At 46.8% G+C, this 19195-nt stretch carries 15 protein-coding genes and 1 tRNA gene; 8 read left to right on the forward strand and 8 right to left on the reverse strand.

Annotated elements, in window-relative coordinates; translation table 11 throughout:
- Positions 1-4: 4 nt before the first annotated feature.
- Positions 5-1192, reverse strand: a complete 1188-nt coding sequence (locus HGH90_RS19280) for a hypothetical protein (RefSeq protein ID WP_168764885.1) — start codon at positions 1190-1192, stop codon at positions 5-7.
- A 144-nt stretch (positions 1193-1336) separates the two neighbouring features.
- Positions 1337-1410: transfer RNA gene (locus HGH90_RS19285), tRNA-Ile, on the reverse strand.
- Between the two features lie 131 nt (positions 1411-1541).
- Between HGH90_RS19285 and HGH90_RS19290 the strand changes: the two genes are divergently transcribed.
- A complete protein-coding gene (locus tag HGH90_RS19290) occupies positions 1542-2171 on the forward strand; it encodes an HAD family hydrolase (protein ID WP_168764886.1) in 630 nt (209 codons plus the stop codon).
- A gap of 28 nt (positions 2172-2199) precedes the next feature.
- Here the strand turns inward: HGH90_RS19290 and HGH90_RS19295 are convergent, their stop codons facing one another.
- From HGH90_RS19295 to HGH90_RS19305, 3 genes are all read right to left on the reverse strand, one after another.
- Positions 2200-2442, reverse strand: a complete 243-nt coding sequence (locus HGH90_RS19295; RefSeq protein WP_168764887.1) for a DUF4834 family protein — start codon at positions 2440-2442, stop codon at positions 2200-2202.
- Between the two features lie 82 nt (positions 2443-2524).
- Positions 2525-2875: a TM2 domain-containing protein gene (locus HGH90_RS19300; RefSeq protein WP_168764888.1), complete on the reverse strand. Its 351-nt coding sequence runs from the start codon at positions 2873-2875 to the stop codon at positions 2525-2527.
- Between the two features lie 10 nt (positions 2876-2885).
- On the reverse strand, positions 2886-3107 hold the full coding sequence (locus tag HGH90_RS19305; protein ID WP_168764889.1) for a DUF2752 domain-containing protein: 222 nt from the start codon (positions 3105-3107) through the stop codon (positions 2886-2888).
- A 241-nt stretch (positions 3108-3348) separates the two neighbouring features.
- Here HGH90_RS19305 and rimP point away from each other — a divergent pair, with 241 nt between their 5' ends.
- The 6 genes from rimP (at position 3349) to HGH90_RS19335 (ending at position 13154) form a co-directional block, all read left to right on the forward strand.
- On the forward strand, positions 3349-3813 hold the full coding sequence (gene rimP / locus HGH90_RS19310) for a ribosome maturation factor RimP (protein WP_247679910.1): 465 nt from the start codon (positions 3349-3351) through the stop codon (positions 3811-3813).
- A 16-nt stretch (positions 3814-3829) separates the two neighbouring features.
- A complete protein-coding gene (gene nusA, locus HGH90_RS19315) occupies positions 3830-5077 on the forward strand; it encodes a transcription termination factor NusA (RefSeq protein WP_145662295.1) in 1248 nt (415 codons plus the stop codon).
- Between the two features lie 130 nt (positions 5078-5207).
- The gene (infB, locus tag HGH90_RS19320) at positions 5208-8834 is read left to right on the forward strand and encodes a translation initiation factor IF-2 (protein ID WP_169191729.1); all 3627 of its coding nucleotides are present in this window, start codon (positions 5208-5210) and stop codon (positions 8832-8834) included.
- A gap of 175 nt (positions 8835-9009) precedes the next feature.
- Positions 9010-10395, forward strand: a complete 1386-nt coding sequence (locus HGH90_RS19325) for a peptidylprolyl isomerase (RefSeq protein WP_169191730.1) — start codon at positions 9010-9012, stop codon at positions 10393-10395.
- A gap of 277 nt (positions 10396-10672) precedes the next feature.
- Entirely contained in the window at positions 10673-12400 is a 1728-nt protein-coding gene (locus HGH90_RS19330) for an amidophosphoribosyltransferase (protein WP_248277037.1), read from the forward strand.
- A 256-nt stretch (positions 12401-12656) separates the two neighbouring features.
- Complete coding sequence (locus HGH90_RS19335) at positions 12657-13154, forward strand: SixA phosphatase family protein (RefSeq protein WP_168764894.1); 498 nt, start codon at positions 12657-12659, stop codon at positions 13152-13154.
- Here the strand turns inward: HGH90_RS19335 and proC are convergent.
- Entirely contained in the window at positions 13151-13948 is a 798-nt protein-coding gene (proC, locus tag HGH90_RS19340) for a pyrroline-5-carboxylate reductase (protein WP_168764895.1), read from the reverse strand. The two genes, HGH90_RS19335 and proC, sit on opposite strands and share 4 nt — an antisense overlap.
- An 87-nt stretch (positions 13949-14035) precedes the next feature.
- On the opposite strand from proC, the gene HGH90_RS19345 reads away from it, so the two are divergent.
- On the forward strand, positions 14036-17326 hold the full coding sequence (locus tag HGH90_RS19345; protein WP_169191732.1) for an AAA domain-containing protein: 3291 nt from the start codon (positions 14036-14038) through the stop codon (positions 17324-17326).
- 86 nt (positions 17327-17412) lie between these two features.
- On the opposite strand, the gene HGH90_RS19350 is transcribed toward HGH90_RS19345, so the two are convergent.
- Together HGH90_RS19350 and dusB are read right to left on the reverse strand one after the other, a co-directional pair.
- On the reverse strand, positions 17413-17982 hold the full coding sequence (locus HGH90_RS19350; protein ID WP_145662278.1) for an NUMOD4 domain-containing protein: 570 nt from the start codon (positions 17980-17982) through the stop codon (positions 17413-17415).
- Positions 17983-18024: 42 nt separating this feature from the next.
- The gene (dusB, locus tag HGH90_RS19355) at positions 18025-19092 is read right to left on the reverse strand and encodes a tRNA dihydrouridine synthase DusB (protein WP_168764897.1); all 1068 of its coding nucleotides are present in this window, start codon (positions 19090-19092) and stop codon (positions 18025-18027) included.
- Positions 19093-19195 lie beyond the last annotated feature (103 nt).

Here is a 19195-nt window from a genome sequence, read left to right on the forward strand (position 1 = left end):
TATTTTACTTCATTAACTTAGCTGTATTTTCCTTCAATGCATCTACCTGTCGCTGCAAGTCGATAATGTAAAGTGTCAGCTCTTCTATTTTCTGAAGATACAATTTGTTCATTTCACCTAGGTCTACGCCTGTTTCTTTTACTTCTTTTTCAGATGGAATATCGGGCAAGTGTTTATTGTCTTTAATAAACTGTGCTACTGTGGCCAATGTGGGGAGTTTATAATCGGGATGAAAAACGTAATCAGCCCACTGTTCCTGGGTAACTTTTACCCGCCTTGCCCCAATAGTACCATCCACCGTAAGCTTGTAGCTCGGGTTATCGACGCCGATTCCAACATTTTTGTTGTTGGCAATGACCATTGAAGATCCAACTGATGTCCCCGTTCTGCCAATCTCAAAAATAATTTTACCACTAAGCGCAGCTCCAATGTGGAGATCCCTATAACTTTCAATAATATTGGAATTACGTTGAGAAATTACCGGATAAGTGGAATTCGTGTTTCCAATATACATTTGCGAGTTGGTGAGGGCTCCGTGGGTGATTGCTATTAAGTTAGAATAGGTTGAATCAGTACCCGCGAGAACCAACCTATTAGAAGTAGCTGCATTCTTTATAACTACGGCACCCTGTACCCCTACTTCTTCGGTAGCATTAAAAGTACTTACATCCGAAACTTCACTCCCCCGCACGATTTTAAATGAATCGTTTTGAGCATATCCTGTAAAGGAAAAATTAAAAAGTGAAGATGTCTGGGGAATTGAAACCGCTAAATATGCCACAGCGTTGTACGTCAAAGTAACCAGTGAAGCCCGATCACTAAAAGACATTAAAGTTCCTCTATTTCCCATGTAAGCAGAAGCTGTATTTACATCAACTATCCATTTCCGGTTAGATCCGACAGAACTACCGCGTATTGCAGTAAACCGGCCCATTACATAATTATCAGTAGGCAAAATAGTACCTGTATAGATAACATGTAATAAGATATAGTTTTCGGTGACGTTATCATCCGACATTCCCGGAATCCCCCTATCCACATAATAATTTCGGCCATTATCCAATACGTGAAGTCGACTCGTCGGAGTGACAGTACCTATGCCTACATAGCCATTGGCAGCGGGCAGGGCATTTTGGGCGCTTGCAGTAATACAGGCAAATAAAGAAAGAAGGGCTACAAATAGTAATTTCATAAAACGGTATAGGTTATACAATTGTATTGTGGTTAAGATACAAAAATATTTTTATACTTTGAGGATGACGTCATATGTATCAAAACATGTATCAAATGAAAAAAGGCTTTCCGCGCCAATCCGCTGAAAGCCTTTCTAGTCTTGTGGTCCCACCAGGGCATGATCCTGGGACCCCCTGATTATGAGTCAGGTGCTCTAACCAACTGAGCTATAGGACCTGTTCCGAAGAACGAATTCCCTTTTTCAAGGGAGGGCAAAAGTAATTATTTTATTGAAAAATCCTAAATTATTTTTTTCTTCCAACGCTTACGCCTATACTTTAATACATTTGAGCCCTATTTCTGATCATATGCAAGGCATTAAAAATATCATTTTCGACCTGGGAGGTGTTATCCTGAATATCAATTATCAGCTTACCAGGACGGCTTTTGAGGCATTGGGAGTAAAAGATTTTAATTCTCTTTATTCACAATTTCATGGTTCCGATTTATTCAACTCCCTGGAAACGGGGCATGTGTCTACGGAAGAATTCCTGGCAGCTATGCACCAGCATGTGCCGGCAACGGTAACCGACCAGCAGATCGTTGCAGCCTGGAATGCTATGCTGCTCGACTTTCCGTTGCAGCGGCTACAGCTCCTGCAGCAGTTACGGCAGCATTATGGCCTTTATTTACTGAGTAACACCAATGCCATTCACCTGGAGGCCTTCAACCGGATTTTGCAGGAGAGTAGAGGGATTCCATCACTGGGAGGTTTCTTCGACCGGGCTTATTACTCTCATGTAATGGGCTATCGTAAGCCGGATAAGGAATGTTACCAGGTGGTGCTGGATGAAAATGGACTGGTGGCAGAGGAAACTTTATTTATTGATGATACATTGCCTAATATAGAAGGGGCTAAGGCAGTGGGCTTGCAGACGATTCATTTACAGTCGCCTAAAACGATCATGGATGTTTTCCGCCCTAAGAGTGCGGTATAAAAAAGGCCGGTGAGTCACCGGCCCTTTCTTATTTTACTTCTTCAAAATCAATATAATCACCTTTGTCCACTTTCTTCGGTGGGGGAGGATTAGGGGCGGATGACTGCTGAGAGCCGGTTTGCTGGCTTTCATACTGCTGACGCATATGTTCCTGCATATCACTCATTTGTCTGCGCACCTGTTTGGTTACCTTATACCCCGGTATGAGCAGGTCAAATACCAGTTTATAGAGCAACCACGCAATAAATATGGAAAAGAAAAATTTCAACATAATGATGCGAAGTTAGCGGAATATACTTTCCGCGGCCTTGAAAATCACCTCATTTTAAGTTTTTTTTAACTTTCCATGCTGGCTAGATGCCCAGTAATGCTGCTGATGCCAGGGCTTCCTTTTTGTTGAATTCCCAGGTCATTTTACGATAATTTACGGCATCGATGATGGTGCCGATGAAGCAAAAGCCCAGGGTGATCAGGTAGATGATTCCCATGGCGATCTGGTTGAGCAGAAAGCGTTGAATACCTGCAGGGCCCAGAAATCCGATCAGGCTGCAGATCAGGATTGTTTGAGGGTCTTTGCGCCGGCTCTGATAAACAGCCAGGAAGCGTTGTTTATTCTCTGCTGAGTAACCTTTGGTAAGTTCCTGAAGCCATAGCATCTCTTCGGTTTCAATTCCCGGGAGCATGGCAAATGAAAAATCGCTCATAGCGGTAGATTTATAGTTGTTTAAGGTCTGTATATTGTAATCGGGCTAATTGTATGGTTCTATATAGCAGTACCACTACTACCAGCGGTGATAGCCAGTGATGCTGGATAGCAGCATTCCATTGGCCATGCAGGAAATAATGAATGCCATGACCCAGGCCACAACCCGGACAGAAGGGAATGCCTGCCCGCTTTAACAAACATAGGCTCTCCGACTTGGGGTCGGGTTTCATTATATATAAAAGGATAAGACCCAGTGGCCAAGCCATCAACTCTATGTTAATTTTTTGCCAGAAAGTGGTTCGCACGTCAAATATTTTAAAAACACATATGAATGATGGCAGCGCGTCTCATGCAAATATTTACATACAAGTTAAAGAAATAGTTTTTCAATCAAAATAAAATCATAATTTTGTGTGAGGAAAAATGATTCAAACGAAGGGGACGAGATATTGTCCCCTTCGCGCTTTTTGTATGGCAAACGAACACGTGATAAAAACGATCCGGGAAATCGCAGAAGGACTGCTGGTTAATGATCCCGACAATTTTTTGGTAGACATCAGGATTAAGCCCACTAACAATATAAAGCTCTTTCTGGACGGCGACAAAGGTGTACCGGTGGCTACGCTGGTTTCATTCAACCGCCAGTTATATCCCTTGCTGGAAGCGGCTGAACTGTTCCCTAACAACGATTTCTCTCTGGAAGTATCGTCTCCGGGCCTGGATGAACCGCTCAAACTGCACAGACAATACCTTAAAAATATTGGCCGTAAGGTGGAAGTAACCCTCCTCGATGGTTCCGTAAAGGAAGGTACCCTGCTGGCGGTAACAGAAGATGCTATCAACATTGAAGAGCTGGTAGGCAAAAAGAAAGAAAAAAAATCAACAGATTTAAAACTTAATGAAATAAAGCACACAAAGGTGTGCATCGTGTTTTAAAATATAACAACTAAACATGGCTAGTATTAACTTGATTGAGTCATTTACCGAGTTCAAGGAGGCGGAAAACATTGACCGTCCTACATTGATGAAGGTCCTCGAAGATGTGTTCAAAACACTGCTGCGGAAAAAATATGGCTCAGATGAGAATTTTGACGTGATTGTAAATACCGAAAAAGGTGACCTTGAAATATTACGCCGTCGAACCATCGTTAATGATGGGGAAGTAGAAGATGATAACGCACAAATCGCCTATTCCGAAGCTATTCTCGTAGAACCGGATTACCAGGTAGGTGAAGATTTATATGAAGAAGTAGAGATCATGGACTTTGGCCGCCGGGCCATCCTGGCTGCTAAGCAGACTTTATCCGCCCGTATCGGCGATTTGAAAAAGAACATCCTGGTGAAGAAATACGCCGATAAAGCAGGCGAAATTGTGAACGGAGAAGTATACCAGGTTTGGAAAAAAGAAGTTTTATTGCTTGATGATGAAGGGAATGAGTTAATTTTGCCTAAATCTGAACAAATCCCCACAGATTATTTCAAGAAAGGAGAGAACGTAAGAGCGGTGGTGAAGAAAGTAGAAATGAAGAACAACGCGCCACTCATCATTCTTTCCCGCACACATCCATCCTTCCTGGCTAAATTGCTGGAAATTGAGGTGCCTGAGATCTTTGACGGGCTTATTGTTATCAAGAAAATAGTTCGCGAACCCGGCGAAAGAGCCAAAGTTGCCGTAGAATCCTACGATGACCGTATCGACCCGGTAGGCGCCTGCGTAGGTATGAAAGGTAGCCGCATACACGGTATTGTACGCGAACTGAGAAACGAAAATATTGATATCATCAACTATACGACCAACATTCAGCTGTTGATCCAACGCTCCTTGACTCCCGCCAGAATCAGTCGCATGGAAGTAGATAACGAAAATAAATATGCTTCCGTTTACCTCAACCCTGACCAGGTATCACTGGCCATCGGTAAAAAAGGCGTAAACATTAAGCTGGCATGCGAACTGACTGGTTATGAGATTGATGTATTCCGTGATGAAGCACAGGAACAGTCTGAATTTGATATCGATCTGGAAGAATTCTCGGATGAAATCGAAGAATGGATAATAGATGAACTGAAGCGAATAGGTTGTGACACTGCCCGCAGCGTATTGGAGCTGACAGTCGAAGAACTGGTTCGCCGGTCTGATCTGGAAGAAGAGACAGTGCAGGATGTAAGAAGAATATTACAGGAAGAGTTTGACAAAGAATAAAGCCGAGCCACAACCCTTCCCAGGTAAAGGCCTTATTAGAAAGGGAATTGATTTTTTCGAGTTATTGTTTAAACGTAAAAAAACATCCCGTTTTGAAGAAACGGGAAACAGGGGAGGCCCGAAATACGATATGCCTGAAACAACAAACAACACACCACGACTGCTGGCTGCAGCCAAAGAGTTTAATATTGGTAAGGAAACCCTCATCGATTTCCTTGGCAATAAAGGCTTCGACATGGGCGGCTTTGGTTCTCCCAATGCCCGCCTTACGGCTGTTATGTACGCAGCACTGCAGTCGGAATTCCAACAGGACAAGGCTAACAAGCGCAAAAGCGACCAGATAGCCCTGCCCAAAGGAAGCGTGTTAGAAACGATGAAGAAGAAAGAGAAGGAGGAAGCGGAAGCGGCGGCTAAAAAGAATACCACTAAAGAAAATGAGGCAACAACTGCTGCCCCGGTAGCAGAAGCTCCTAAACAGGAAGCTAAACCAACACCTCAACCGGAACCAGTAAAGGAAACCCCTAAACCGGAACCAACACCACAGGCGAATGTTACCCCGGTAACACCTCCGCCTCCCGCAAAGGAAAAAGCTGAACCTAAGCCAGAACCAACCGCTGTTACAGCTCCCCCTGTTGCGGAAGTTCCTAAAGCCCCGGTAACGCCACCTCCGGCAGAACCAGAAGTTGTAAAAGCAGAAACGCCGAAAATCAATGGCCCTAAAGTAATTACAACCATCGACCTGGATGCCCTGAACCGCAAAAAACCAGTTGCACAAAAACCCGAACAGGACAAGGCTCCGGCCTCCACTCCTGAAGCAGTAAAACCTCCGGTGAAAGAAGAAAAACCGGTAACTCCTGCTCCAGCTGCGGAAAAACAACCGGAACCCAAACCAGCTCCTGCTCCGGAAGCAACTGCTGCACCAACTGAAAAACCAGTTGAGAAAGCCGATAAAACGGAACAAGCCCCTAAAGGTGAAACCACTACTCCGGCTGACAAAGTAGCGAAAACAGATAAGACCGATACGACAGAAAAAACGGAAAAAGCCGCACCGGTTGAAGATAAACCTGTAGTTAAAAAAGTGGAAGAAGTATTACAAGAGGCTAAACCGGCTGCAGCCAAAGAACCGGCGCACATTCCTGTTAAGCAAGTCGTAAAATCGGAAAATCGCAAACCCGATAATACTGCCGAAAACATACCAACACCCCCTCCTGCCGCCCCTCAGGCCCAGGAAGATGCTGGCCCCGCAGTAATCGAAAACATCCAGGCCGAAAAATTAACCGGCCCGAAAGTAATCGGTAAAATCGAACTGCCAGTTCAGTCTGACAGACGCGATAACAATAAAAGCAACTTTAACAGGGACGAGAAACGCAAACGCAAGCGTATCATCGTAGAAAAGAAACCTGAACCCGTTCAGCCTAAAGACTTTAAAGAAGGTGACCGCAAAGAAGGCGGCGCCCCGGGCGAACACCGTCCTCATCAACATGGCGGACAAGGCGGCAATCGCCCTCACCATGGCGATAACCGCGGTGGGCACCAGGGCGGCAACCGCCCGCAAGGCGATAACCGCAACCGCCCAGGTGGCACCAACACCGGAACCGGTGGTGGCTACAACAGACCTGCCGGACAAGGTCAGGGCGGACAAGGGGGTTATAACAGACCCGGTGGTCAAGGCGGACAAGGTGGTGGTAACAGACCCCCTGGACAAGGCGGCGGATATAACCGCTCCGGTCAGGGCGGACACCAGGGTGGAGGCAACAGACCCGGTCAGGGCGGTAACTTTAACCGGCCAGGACAAGGTGGCAACTTCAACAGACCCGGCCAACACCGCGGTGAAGACAAACGTACTACTGAAGAAAAAGAAATCGATAAGAACGAGATCCAGAATAAGATCAAGGAAACCATGGCCAAACTCAGCGTTGGCCGCGGTAAGAACGTGAAGGCGAAACATCGTAGAGAAAAACGCGAAGAAAGAGCTAACCTCAAGGAAAAAGAAGGAGGCGCAGACAACAAACTCCAGGTAACTGAGTTCGTTTCTGTATCCGAACTGGCTAACCTAATGGATGTAAGCTTCGCCGAAGTAATCTCGAAATGTATGGGCCTCGGTATCATGGTATCTATCAACCAACGCCTCGACGCGGAAGTAATAGAACTTGTTGCCGGCGAATTCGGATACGAAGTGGAATTCATTGGTCTGGAAGATGCAGAGGAAAACGATGAGGAAGACGAAGTAGATGATCCCGCAGATCTGCTGCCTCGCGCCCCAATCGTTACCATCATGGGTCACGTTGACCATGGTAAAACCTCCCTCCTCGATTACATCCGTAACGCGAATGTGGTAGCCGGTGAAGCCGGTGGTATTACCCAGCACATCGGTGCTTACCAGGTAACTACCGCCAGTGGTAAGAAAATTACCTTCCTGGATACCCCCGGTCACGAAGCGTTTACCGCGATGCGTGCCCGTGGTGCCAAAGCAGCAGATATCGCTGTTATCGTAATCGCAGCAGATGACGCTATCATGCCTCAAACCCGTGAAGCGATCTCCCACTCCCAAGCGGCTGGACTGCCAATGGTATTCGCTATCAATAAAGTGGATAAAGAAGGCGCCAACCCGGAAAAAATTAAAGAACAACTGGCCGGCATGAACCTCCTGGTAGAAGACTGGGGCGGTAAATACCAAAGCCAGGAAATATCCGCCAAAAGCGGCTTGAATATCGATGTGCTCCTCGAAAAAATATTGCTGGAAGCAGAACTGCTGGAATTGAAAGCCAATCCAGACCGTGAAGCCTCCGGTAGTATCGTGGAAGCTACGCTGGACAAAGGTCGCGGTTATGTCGCTTCCCTGCTGGTACAAAATGGTACCCTCCGTCAGGGCGATACCATCGTATCCGGCTCCTTCTTCGGTAAAATCAAAGCTATGTTCAACGAACGTGGCCAGAAAATGGACGAAGCAGGTCCTTCTATGCCAGTACAAGTGCTCGGCTTAAACGGTGCCCCTCAGGCTGGTGAGAAATTCAAGATGTATACCGACGAATCTGAAGCAAAAGAAGTGGCCAACCGCAGAGCCCAGATCGTTCGCGAACAAGGTATCCGTACCAAGAAACATATCACCCTGGATGAAATCGGTCGCCGTCTGGCACTGGGTAACTTCAAACAGCTGAACCTCATCATCAAAGCCGACTTTGATGGTTCCGTAGAAGCATTGAGCGACTCCCTCCAGAAACTGTCTACCGAAGAAATCGTTATCAGTATCGTTCACAAAGCAGTAGGTCAGATCACCGAATCCGATGTATTGCTGGCTACCGCTTCTGATGCCATCATCCTCGGATTCCAGGTACGTCCTTCTTCTCAGGCAGCTAAACTGGCAGAGAAAGAAAACATCGAAATCCGTAACTACTCCATCATCTATGACGCAATCGACGAAATCAAAAGCGCCATGGAAGGGATGCTGGAACCAAAAATCGAAAAGAAAGTGGTGTGCAACGTTCAGGTGCGCGAAACCTACAAATTCGAAAAGGTTACAGTGGCTGGTTGCTTCGTGGTCGATGGCAAGTTGACCAGGAACACCCGTATCAACGTGGTACGCGATGGTATCGTGGTATTTACCGGCGAACTCGGCTCCCTGAAACGTTATAAAGATGATGTGAAGGAAGTAGCCGCCAACATGGAATGCGGATTGAGCGTTCGCGGCTATAGCGACCTCAGACCTAACGACAACATCGAAGGTTTCGAAGAAGTAGAAGTAAAGAGAACTCTCTAATAATATCTCACACAAAAAACACAAAGGCGTTAAGGATTAAATTATATCATAATATCCTTGGCGCCTTTGCCGTTTCCATCCCCACCAGGGATTCATCTAAACTTTTGTTAAATCCGTCGACATTCCCTATGCTACTGACCTTTAAATGGTTATTTTTGATTTTTACCGTTTTTGTATGAAGAAACTTTTAGCATTATCCGCAGGTGCTTTACTGCTATGGCAAGCATCTACGGCCCAGCAAAAACTTGTGGCAGATAAGATTATCGGCGTAGTAGGGGATAAGATTATCCTCAAATCCGATATGGACGGCGCTCTCGCCGATCAGCAACACAATTCCCCCGATGGAATCCTGAAGCCCGATGCTGCCTGCAAAACCCTGGAAATGCTGATTTCCCAGAAAGTAATGGTGCTACAGGCGGAAAGAGATAGCTTACCCGTAAGCGATGGCGACGTGGAAGCGCAAATGGAAAACCGTATCCGTTACTTTGAATCGATGTACGGTAGTAAGGAAAAAATGAAAGAAATTACCGGCTACTCCATCTACCAACTGCGCGAACGTTTCCGTACACCTATTAAAGAAGGATTACTGGCCCAGGCCATGCGTAATAAAATCATTGAACCGGTAAAAGTGACGCCGTCAGAAGTAAAACGCTTCTTCGACGCCATCCCGAAAGATAGCCTCAAGTTCTACGAGTCTGAAATGGAAATCGGTACCCTCGTGCTGCAGCCCAAAGCTACCCGCGAAATGGACCAATACGCCATTGACCGGCTCCTCGATTTCAAAAAACGAGTACTGAATAAAGAATCTGACTTCGGCTCCCTCGCTCTCTTGTACTCTGAAGATCCAGGCGTAAAAGACAACAAAGGTATTTACGTATTAAACCGTAATGATAAAACCACCTACGATCCCGAATTTGTAGCTGCCTCCTTCCGTTTGAAAGAAGGTGAAATTTCTTCCCCGGTGAAAACCCAGTTTGGATATCACCTCATCCAAATGGTGAAACGCTCCGGTGATAACGTAACCGTACAACATATCGTATTGCGCGCAGCGGTAACCAAATCCGACCTGGCAGCCAATATCGCCAAGCTGGACTCCATCCGCAGTGGTATCTTGGCCAATAAATACACTTTCTCCGAAGCCGTAGCAAAGTACAGCGATGCTCCTTCAGCGAAATTCGATGGTGGTATGCTCCAATCCAAAACCGGCGATGGTAGCACCCTGATCACTATTGACCAACTCGACGATCCAAGCGAAAAAGATATCGTACTGATGCTCGATACCCTGAAACCAGGACAAATATCAGCTCCCGTGCAGTTTACCGATGAAAATGGCCGTACCTCCGTTCGCATCGTGTACCTGAAAACCCGTACGCAGCCACACCGGGAAAATCTGACTGATGACTATTCCCGTATCCAGCAACGTACCCTCGATATCAAACGCGCCGAAGCTATCAACAAATGGCTCACGGAAAAGATCCCAACGTTCTATGTACACGTTGACGATGAATACAAAAACTGTAACCGAATCAGCCAGTGGATGTCGTCACTGGCCAAACAATAAAGCTACCGTAGCCCCCTGGCTATGAATAATTAGTAAAGCGGAGATAAGAGCGAAAAACTTTTATCTCCGCTTTCTGATTTTAGCCTCATGGCTAAATCCTTATAGCTTTCTGGTTTTCTCCTTTTTTGGCGTACCTTTGCGACTTCAATTTTCTGCCATGAGTGATGCGATCAAACATGAATGCGGTCTGGCATTTATAAGATTAAGAAAACCGTTTTCCTACTACCAACAAAAATATGGGAGCGTTTTTTATGGGCTAAACAAACTTTACCTGCTCATGGAAAAACAACACAACAGAGGCCAGGACGGCGCTGGGGTGGCTACCGTAAAACTGAACACCGAACCCGGTGTACCTTTTATGCACCGCATCCGTAGCGCGGCGCCGCAGGCCATAGGCGATGTGTTTGCCAAAATACGCGATGAGATACAGGAAATAGAAAAATATCAGCCGGAAATCACCAAATACCCCGGCTTAATGAAAGGACACGTGCGCTTCCTCGGAGAACTGATGATGGGACATATCCGCTATGCTACCCAGGGTAAGAACAACGTAGAGCTCTGCCATCCTTTCGTTCGCTACAATACCATCCCCGCCCGTAACCTGACTATGGCGGGTAACTTTAACCTGATCAACACCGACGAACTGTTTGCATTCTCTAAGGCTGAGCCTGGTGATGTGCACAAAAACAGTGACCTCGCCGCCATGCTGGAAGTGGTACACCATTTCCTGGCGAAGGAAGATAGCGATGGCACGAAAGAACTCGACGTTAAAAGGATACTTCAACAAGCCTTTTCCATGTTCGATGGTGGTTACCACACCTGTGGCCTCATCGGTTCCGGCGATGCATTCGTAATCCGCGATCCCCATGGTATCCGCCCTTCCTATTACTACATCAACGACGATGTGATTGTAGCCGCCTCCGAAAGAGCTGCGATCCGCACTACCTTCAACGTTGGCGAAAATGAAGTACTGGAACTGATGCCGGGAAATGCCCTCATCGTTAAAAATAATGGCGACTACTCCATTGAACAAATCCTCGAACCCAAAGAACGTAAAGCCTGCAGTTTCGAAAGGATTTACTTCTCCCGCGGGAACGATGAAAAAATATACCGGGAACGTACAGATCTCGGCCGTCACCTATCTGGCACCGTTTTGAAAGCCATCGATAACGACCTCCGTAATACCATCTTCTCTTTCATACCCAATACCGCTGAAGTAGCCTTCTACGGCCTGGTAAAGGGACTGGAAGCGTATCTGAATAAGATAAAGGTAGAACGTATTCTTTCCTGGGGAAATGACTATGACGAGGAAAAACTCAGCGAAATGATTAACCGCCGCATCCGTATTGACAAAATAGCGACCAAGGATGTGAAAATGAGGACCTTCATCACTGAAGACTCCAGCCGTAATGAGATGGTACAACACGTATATGACATCACCTACGGTAAGGTAAGACCAGGTATCGATACCCTCGTGGTTATTGACGACTCTATTGTTCGTGGTACCACCCTCAAGGAAAGTATCATCAAGATGCTGGACCGCTTAGGCCCTAAAAAAATCATCGTGGTATCCTCTGCTCCGCAGATCCGTTACCCCGACTGCTATGGTATCGATATGAGCAAAATGGGCGATTTTGTGGCTTTCCAGGCAGCCATTGCTCTCCTGAAAGACCACGGCAAGGAACATATCCTGCAGGAAGCCTACGGCCTCTGTAAAGAACTGGCGCGTACCAACACCCTGCATGCCCAGAACGTAGTAAAGAATGTTTATAAACCCTTTACACCTGAGCAGATTTCAGCAAAAATTGCAGAAATCCTCACACCAAAAGGTATTGGTGCTGAAGTGGAAGTTATTTATCAATCTATCGAAAGTTTACACGCTGCCTGTCCCAATAACCTGGGCGACTGGTACTTTACCGGTAATTACCCCACTCCGGGCGGTAACCGCGTAGTAAATAAGGCCTTCATGAACTACATGGAAGGTAAAAACGAAAGAGGATACTAGTTAAGCCAAAGGCTTAAAGCATAAAGCAAAAAGCTATTGAAGCGGATGATCTTTGCGAATATCAAAAATCGCATTAAACATTCACTACAATAGCTTTTTGCTTTCCGCTTTAAGCTTTTTGCTCTTTCAAATAACCTTTTCTTCCCATGTTAATTTTATCTTAAATAACGCCATGGTGGCTGACAGTATAATTCTAAGAAGTTAACTTCCTGTAAAATCTGTATTTTCGTCTCAGTTAACTATTGGTTTTCAGCCCATGAAAACATTACTGCTCATACGTCATGCTAAATCCAGCTGGAACGATCCGGACATGGATGATTTTGACCGGCCGCTCAACAAACGGGGCAAACAAAATGCGCCGGAAATGGCGCAGCGACTGATTTCTCGGGGAATGGTGCCGGAGCTGATCATTTCCAGTCCGGCCAAAAGGGCCAGAACGACCGCCAAAATGATGGCCAGTGAATGGAAATATCCTAAACAGGCTATTCTATTGGAAGAAGAACTTTACCTCTGCTATGCAGCCACTTTCCTCAAAGTAATCACCAAAATTGATGATGATTTCGGCGCCGTCGCCATTTTTGCCCATAACCCCGGGATTACCGATTTTGCTAATTATCTGACGGAAGAAATCAGGATAGATAATGTACCGACTACGGGCATTTTTGCCATACAGGCCGATACTCAAAGCTGGAAAGACTTTGACATGGCCAGGAAAAAGTTCCTTTTCTTCGAATACCCGCGAAAAGACGATTAGTCCTTCACTATTTTATTATAGGAAGCAGTGATCCCCTTGATCAGGGAGGAACTGAATCCCTGGTGCTCCATTTCATTGAGCCCGGCAATGGTGCATCCTTTAGGCGTCGTTACCTTATCAATTTCTTCCTCCGGATGACGGTTCTCGCGAATCAGTAACTCTGCTGCCCCCTTCACGGTTTGTGCCGCAATCAGGCTGGCCGTACGTGCATCAAAACCTATTTCAATGCCTCCCTGAATATTAGCGCGAATATAACGCAGCGCATAGGCAATACCACAGGCACCCAATACAGTAGCTGCATCCATTAGCTTTTCATCAATACTCACAGTAGCTCCCAACTGGTCAAACATTGTCTTTACATAGCGCATCTGCTCTTCTGTAGCATGTTTGTGGGCAATACAGGTAATAGATTCCTGGATAGCAATAGCGGTATTAGGCATGGCCCTTACCACCGGCATTCCCGGTAGTACATGCTCCAGGTCATCTATACTGACACCGGTAACCACACTGATTAAAATATGGCGGGACGGGTCAAAAGAAGCTTTAAACTCCTGTAATACCTCCCGCACATTGTAGGGCTTCAATGCCACTACAATCACTTCCGCTTCGCGGATCGCGATATCATTGTCGGTTTCTATCCGTACTCCTGCATCTTTTAAGGCCGCCAGCGTACGCGTGTTACGCTTGGTAACCGTAATATCTGCGGCCTTCGAAAAACCGCTCTTCAGCAATCCCTGGGCAATGGCCGATCCCAGATTTCCTCCACCTATAATGGCTATTTTTTTGGCTGACATAAAAAAATGTTTACACTATAAATCCTGAGAAAGGTATAACAAAAGCCGCATCCATGCAAACGGCAACGAATTTCTTACCTTGCAGATATGCAGGCATTACAAACAGCAGCCGCGTTTTACGCCAGAATAAAGGAAGTACATAGCATTCAAAATACGGAGGACAAAGTCCGTCATTATAAACAGATCCTGGAAATCCTCTTCCGGGAGTTAACCCGGAAAGAAACCCGCACTTTCGGTAATTTGTTTGCCCGCATGCAGTTCTTCTTCGACCGGCAATTGGTTCCCCCGGATATCCATCAGCAGCTGACTGCCCTGCGCATACTAACGAACAAGGCCACACGGGGCATGTTTCCCCTCCAGGAAGCAGAGCATGTGCTTTGCATCAAGGCCCTCACTGAATCTGTGGCCTGGTGCTACCAGGTACAGCCTCCTGATGAACTCACCGCCTTTTATGCTTCCGCCGGCGTACATAAGCTATCGCTGGCCTGGCAATACCGTGCCGGCGATCTCGCCCTGGTAAAGTGCATGGTCACTGCTGTGGGCACGCTCACCACCACGGCGCAAGGAAAGTATACCCTGCTGCTCTCTGCCAAAAACGATGAACAAGGCGACTTTCAGCTGCTGCTCGAACATCTGGAACCGGCTACCATCGCCTCCCTGCAGGATCTATTGCGCCCCTACGATACCATCAACGTACTTCACTGCCGCCAGGGCGCCTCCGGGCACGAATACGCTACCACCGCTGAAAGCCAGGTAGTACTCGAACCCGACCTGCTGATAGATATCAGCGACCTGGCAGAATGCTTTACCCATAAAGGCGCCAACCGGCTGCTCTACCTAGTGAAAAAACTCACCCCGCAGCAATCCAGCCCCGCCGCCTTCAAGGGAAATCTCGTGAATGCCCTGCTGGATGAGATGCTGCGCAACAAAGACATCAATTTTAAAACCTCCTTTGTGGAAGCCGTCGCCGAAAATGTACTGCAAGCTGCCGCCTACGGCCGTGAAAAAATCAATGACATGTTTCGTGATATCCGGCAACAACACTGGGGCAATCTGCATAATACCGTAAAAGAATTGCAGGAGCAGCCTGTCCGGATAGAGCCTACCTTTTTTTCTGCTCAATACGGGCTGCAAGGACGCCTGGACCTGATGGCCGAAGACGATCACGACGAATACCGCAAAGAAATATTTGAGCTGAAAAGTGGCAAATGTCCCGACTATCACACCTGGAAAAATCATGAAATGCAGGTAGTAGGATATAACCTGTTGCTGAAATCTACTTTTGGGAGGCATCGCAAAGGTAGTTCGGCCATCCTGTATTCGGCTGCTACCACCACTCCGCTGCGAAATGTGACCAGTACCCATCTGACGGAAAACGACCTGTTACAACTCCGTAATGAAGTAGTAGCCATGTTGCTCCGCCTGGCAGGAGGCGAGGCAGAAATACTGTCGGCCATTACTACTGCCGCCGCTATTGGACTACCTTCATTCAGTGCCGCGCATTTCACCGCCTTTGAACGGGCCTGGCTAACGGCACCGCCGGTGCATAAAGCCTACTACCATGAATTCCTCGCCTTTATGCTCCGGGAATACCTGCAAGCCAAATGTGGTATGTTTTCGGAAATTAACCGGGAAGATGATGCCGACGGCTTTGCCGCACTATGGCTGCAACCCGAAAAAGATAAATTATCCCGCTTCAATATTATCCCGGGACTGCGGTTCCGGGAATTTGACACGGTGAATAGTTCCGTGCTGTTTGACATAGTCGTTCCCGTTAGCCACAACTTCAGGAAAGGCGATACCGCTATTATCTATCCCCGTACCAGCACTGAACTCCAGCCCATGCAACAGCAACTGCTGAAGGGCAGGATAGAAGAGCTGGGCAAAGACCAGCTGGCCTTTTCGTTGAATAACCGGCAAATGACGCTCGACTTCTTCCGGCAATTTGATGAATGGATTATTGAGCACGACATTTACGAATCTAATTATTGGACGGCCACTGCATCCCTGTTTTACATGATTTCCCCCTTGTACCGGGAGCGCGCCAATATGCTGCTGGGCATGGGTACGCCACGCTGGTACCCTTTACAACACACCTCTCCTGCAATGTTCAATGCTAACCAAGAACAGATTGTAAAACAGGCATTGGAGGCGCAGGACTACTACCTGTTACAGGGGCCTCCCGGTACGGGCAAAACCTCCTCGCTGCTTACGACCATGGTGGGCGAAATGGTTAAGCAGGATACCTACGTAATTATTGTGGCCTTTACCAACAAGGCAGTAGAGGAAATATGTCATAAGCTCAGTGCTAAAGGCATTGACCATTTACGCATGGGTGGCCGCAGTTCCGAGGCGGCACTTATCCTGAAACAATATTGCCTGGAAGGCTCCCTGGATGAAGCCCGCCGTTATATTACCGGGCACCGGGTATTTGTAGCTACCGTAGCTACCATGGCTACCCGGCTGGAACAGTTAGTAATGATGGGGATTCCTACCGATACACTGGTTGTAGATGAAGCCTCGCAGCTGACAGAACCCCAGCTCCTGGGGCTATTGATGCCTTTCCGCAAATTTATCCTGATAGGCGACCAGAATCAGCTGCCCCCTGTGGTAGCGCAGGAGGAGCACTTCTGCCAGGTGAAAGCTCCCTGCCTGTTGGACCTGGGCATACGGGACCTGCGTACGTCTATCTTTGAGCGGCTGATACTACGTTGTAAAACCAACCATTGGCGGCATGCCTGGGGCATGCTCAATACCCATTTCAGGATGCACGACAGCATTGCGGCATTGGTAAATCATTACTATGCCGGCCAGCTGTCGTCGGGAAGAGCAGCGCAACAGGCCGCATTCGACCCGGCGCCCGCCTATGAAAGTATAGGCTGGGAGCGGGTATTATCTCTCGGGAGAAAAATATTTATTCCCAGCCCTTATGAAGCCACTTCCAAGATGAACAAAACAGAAGCCCGCTGGGTGGCCTCTTTGCTACAGCATCTGAAAACCCGCTATGGAACTAGCTTTAGTAAAGATACGGTGGGCGTGGTAACTCCCTGGCGAACACAAATCAGCCTTATCCGGGAGCTGATAGCAGACGATGATACCCTGCAGGACATCAATATAGACACGGTAGAGCGTTTTCAGGGATCTGAAAACGATATTATTATTGTTTCGCTGGCGGTATATCATGCCGCGCAGGTACAAACGCTGCAGTGCCTGGGGCAGTTTAACTGGGAGGAGGAGCACATAGAAGTAGACCGTAAATTGTTGGTAACGTTATCGCGCGCCCGAAAACAGGTGATTATCCTTGGTCACGAGCCGGTTCTAAAAGATAGTGTGCATTACTGCCGTATGTTGGCAGATATGAGTAGGGGAGTGCTGTAAGGCGCCCGCAAATAACGATGGCCATACACGTGGTATGGCCATCGTTCAGACAACATCATATATGATCATTCCTGGCTAACCAGGCTTTAATCCAGTGTTACATGTGCCCAGTTTTCACCGCTTTTAATGCGGTAAAGCTGCATTTCACTGATATCAAACTGTTCAGCAATTTGCTTCATTGTTTTTTTACCAGGTTTATTCAGCAGGCGTTTAATGCTTTTTACTTTAGAAACATTCAGTTTCAGCCCTTTGATGCGGTTACGCTGTTTTTCCTTATAGGCCAGCTTGGCAGGGCTTTTTTGCTGATGTTCTTCCATTTCCTCTTTGGTGGCCCATTTGAGGTTGGATGCTTTGTTATTCTTTTTATCGTAGTCCAGGTGGATCACATATTTATGTGACCGTCCTGCTTTCTTACTGAAAAGTTTGGCCACCTCCCGGTGCAGGTAGAGTGACTGGTAGCTGTCGGCCGGCTTTACGTTCAATACCGTATAGCCTTCCACGGTAGACCCCGTGAGCAGCTTGCCATCTTCGGTACTTTCATGATAACTGATCACTCTCCCCATGTTGGATACAGCGTATTTTTTACGCAGGGCAGATTTGTTTTTAATCTGTAAGTCTTTCCAGACTTCGTTTTTCAGATTTTTAATTGTGGTCATGTGAAAGCAATTTTTATTTTTTTATATCCTGGGGTTATCCGTTTATCCGTAAACGTTACAACCAGCCATTTCATTATCAGCTGGCAGAAAATCGTGTGCAGCTAACTGGGGAGCAGCCCTTTCGAATATATGGTCTTTGTATTGTAACACAACCGCGTCTAGTACTTCCTCTATCTGAGCTAATGTATTGTAAGTTACTAATTGTTGTCTGAATTCCTTTATATGCGGTAATCCTTTGAGATAGTTCGTGTAGTGCCGGCGCATTTCAAGTATACCTACTACCTCTCCCTTCCAGGTAACAGAGTGGTGAAGGTGCTTTTTACAAACTTCTACTCTTTCTAAAACAGTTGGTAAGGGCAAATGTTCGCCAGTCTTCATAAAATGCTTGATCTCCCGGAAAATCCAGGGATAACCAATAGCAGCACGGCCAATCATCACACCATCCACCCCATATTTCGCCCTGGCGGCTATTGCCTGCTCCGGCGTACATATGTCACCGTTACCAAAGATAGGAATTTGTATGCGTGGATTATTTTTTACTTTTCCGATCAGGGTCCAGTCAGCACTTCCTTTATACATCTGGGTGCGGGTACGGCCGTGAATGGTGAGGGCTTTAATACCTACATCCTGCAACCTTTCCGCTACATCTTCTATATTCTTGGTTTCCTCATCCCAGCCCAGGCGGGTTTTGATGGTTACCGGCAGCCTGGTTGCCTTTACTACGGCAGCCGTCAGTTTCACCATTTTAGGGATATCTTTTAAGATACCTGCTCCGGCGCCTTTACAGGCCACTTTCTTTACCGGGCAGCCAAAGTTAATGTCCAGCAAATCGGGGTTGGTGGCCTCTACGATCTGGGCAGCCATCGACAGCGACTCTTCATCTCCCCCAAAAATCTGTATTCCTACAGGGCGTTCGTAATCAAAGATGTCCAGCTTCTTCCGGCTTTTAATGGCGTCCCGGATCAATCCTTCAGAAGATATAAACTCCGTGTACATCAGATCAGCCCCATTATCCTTGCACACCGCACGAAAAGGCGGATCGCTCACATCTTCCATGGGCGCCAGTAATAAAGGGAATTCTCCCAGTTCAATATTTCCTATCTTCACCATAATTTATATAACCACAGCAGGTTTTGCGGTAGTTATTATTTTAATATTTTATATACTATTTCTTTTACAAGCAGGATTTTTTGCAGTGATGGCCTGAAAGAGG

Source organism: Chitinophaga sp. Ak27, from assembly GCF_012726295.1.
In the GTDB taxonomy this organism is placed as follows: domain Bacteria; phylum Bacteroidota; class Bacteroidia; order Chitinophagales; family Chitinophagaceae; genus Chitinophaga.

Coding starts and splice junctions, on each gene's coding strand:
- HGH90_RS19280 (WP_168764885.1), bottom strand. CDS start 1,192: ATGAAATTACTATTTGTAGCCCTTCTTTCTTTATTTGCCTGTATTACT.
- HGH90_RS19290 (WP_168764886.1), top strand. CDS start 1,542: ATGCAAGGCATTAAAAATATCATTTTCGACCTGGGAGGTGTTATCCTG.
- HGH90_RS19295 (WP_168764887.1), bottom strand. CDS start 2,442: ATGTTGAAATTTTTCTTTTCCATATTTATTGCGTGGTTGCTCTATAAA.
- HGH90_RS19300 (WP_168764888.1), bottom strand. CDS start 2,875: ATGAGCGATTTTTCATTTGCCATGCTCCCGGGAATTGAAACCGAAGAG.
- HGH90_RS19305 (WP_168764889.1), bottom strand. CDS start 3,107: ATGAAACCCGACCCCAAGTCGGAGAGCCTATGTTTGTTAAAGCGGGCA.
- rimP (WP_247679910.1), top strand. CDS start 3,349: ATGGCAAACGAACACGTGATAAAAACGATCCGGGAAATCGCAGAAGGA.
- nusA (WP_145662295.1), top strand. CDS start 3,830: ATGGCTAGTATTAACTTGATTGAGTCATTTACCGAGTTCAAGGAGGCG.
- infB (WP_169191729.1), top strand. CDS start 5,208: ATGCCTGAAACAACAAACAACACACCACGACTGCTGGCTGCAGCCAAA.
- HGH90_RS19325 (WP_169191730.1), top strand. CDS start 9,010: ATGAAGAAACTTTTAGCATTATCCGCAGGTGCTTTACTGCTATGGCAA.
- HGH90_RS19330 (WP_248277037.1), top strand. CDS start 10,673: ATGGAAAAACAACACAACAGAGGCCAGGACGGCGCTGGGGTGGCTACC.
- HGH90_RS19335 (WP_168764894.1), top strand. CDS start 12,657: ATGAAAACATTACTGCTCATACGTCATGCTAAATCCAGCTGGAACGAT.
- proC (WP_168764895.1), bottom strand. CDS start 13,948: ATGTCAGCCAAAAAAATAGCCATTATAGGTGGAGGAAATCTGGGATCG.
- HGH90_RS19345 (WP_169191732.1), top strand. CDS start 14,036: ATGCAGGCATTACAAACAGCAGCCGCGTTTTACGCCAGAATAAAGGAA.
- HGH90_RS19350 (WP_145662278.1), bottom strand. CDS start 17,982: ATGACCACAATTAAAAATCTGAAAAACGAAGTCTGGAAAGACTTACAG.
- dusB (WP_168764897.1), bottom strand. CDS start 19,092: ATGGTGAAGATAGGAAATATTGAACTGGGAGAATTCCCTTTATTACTG.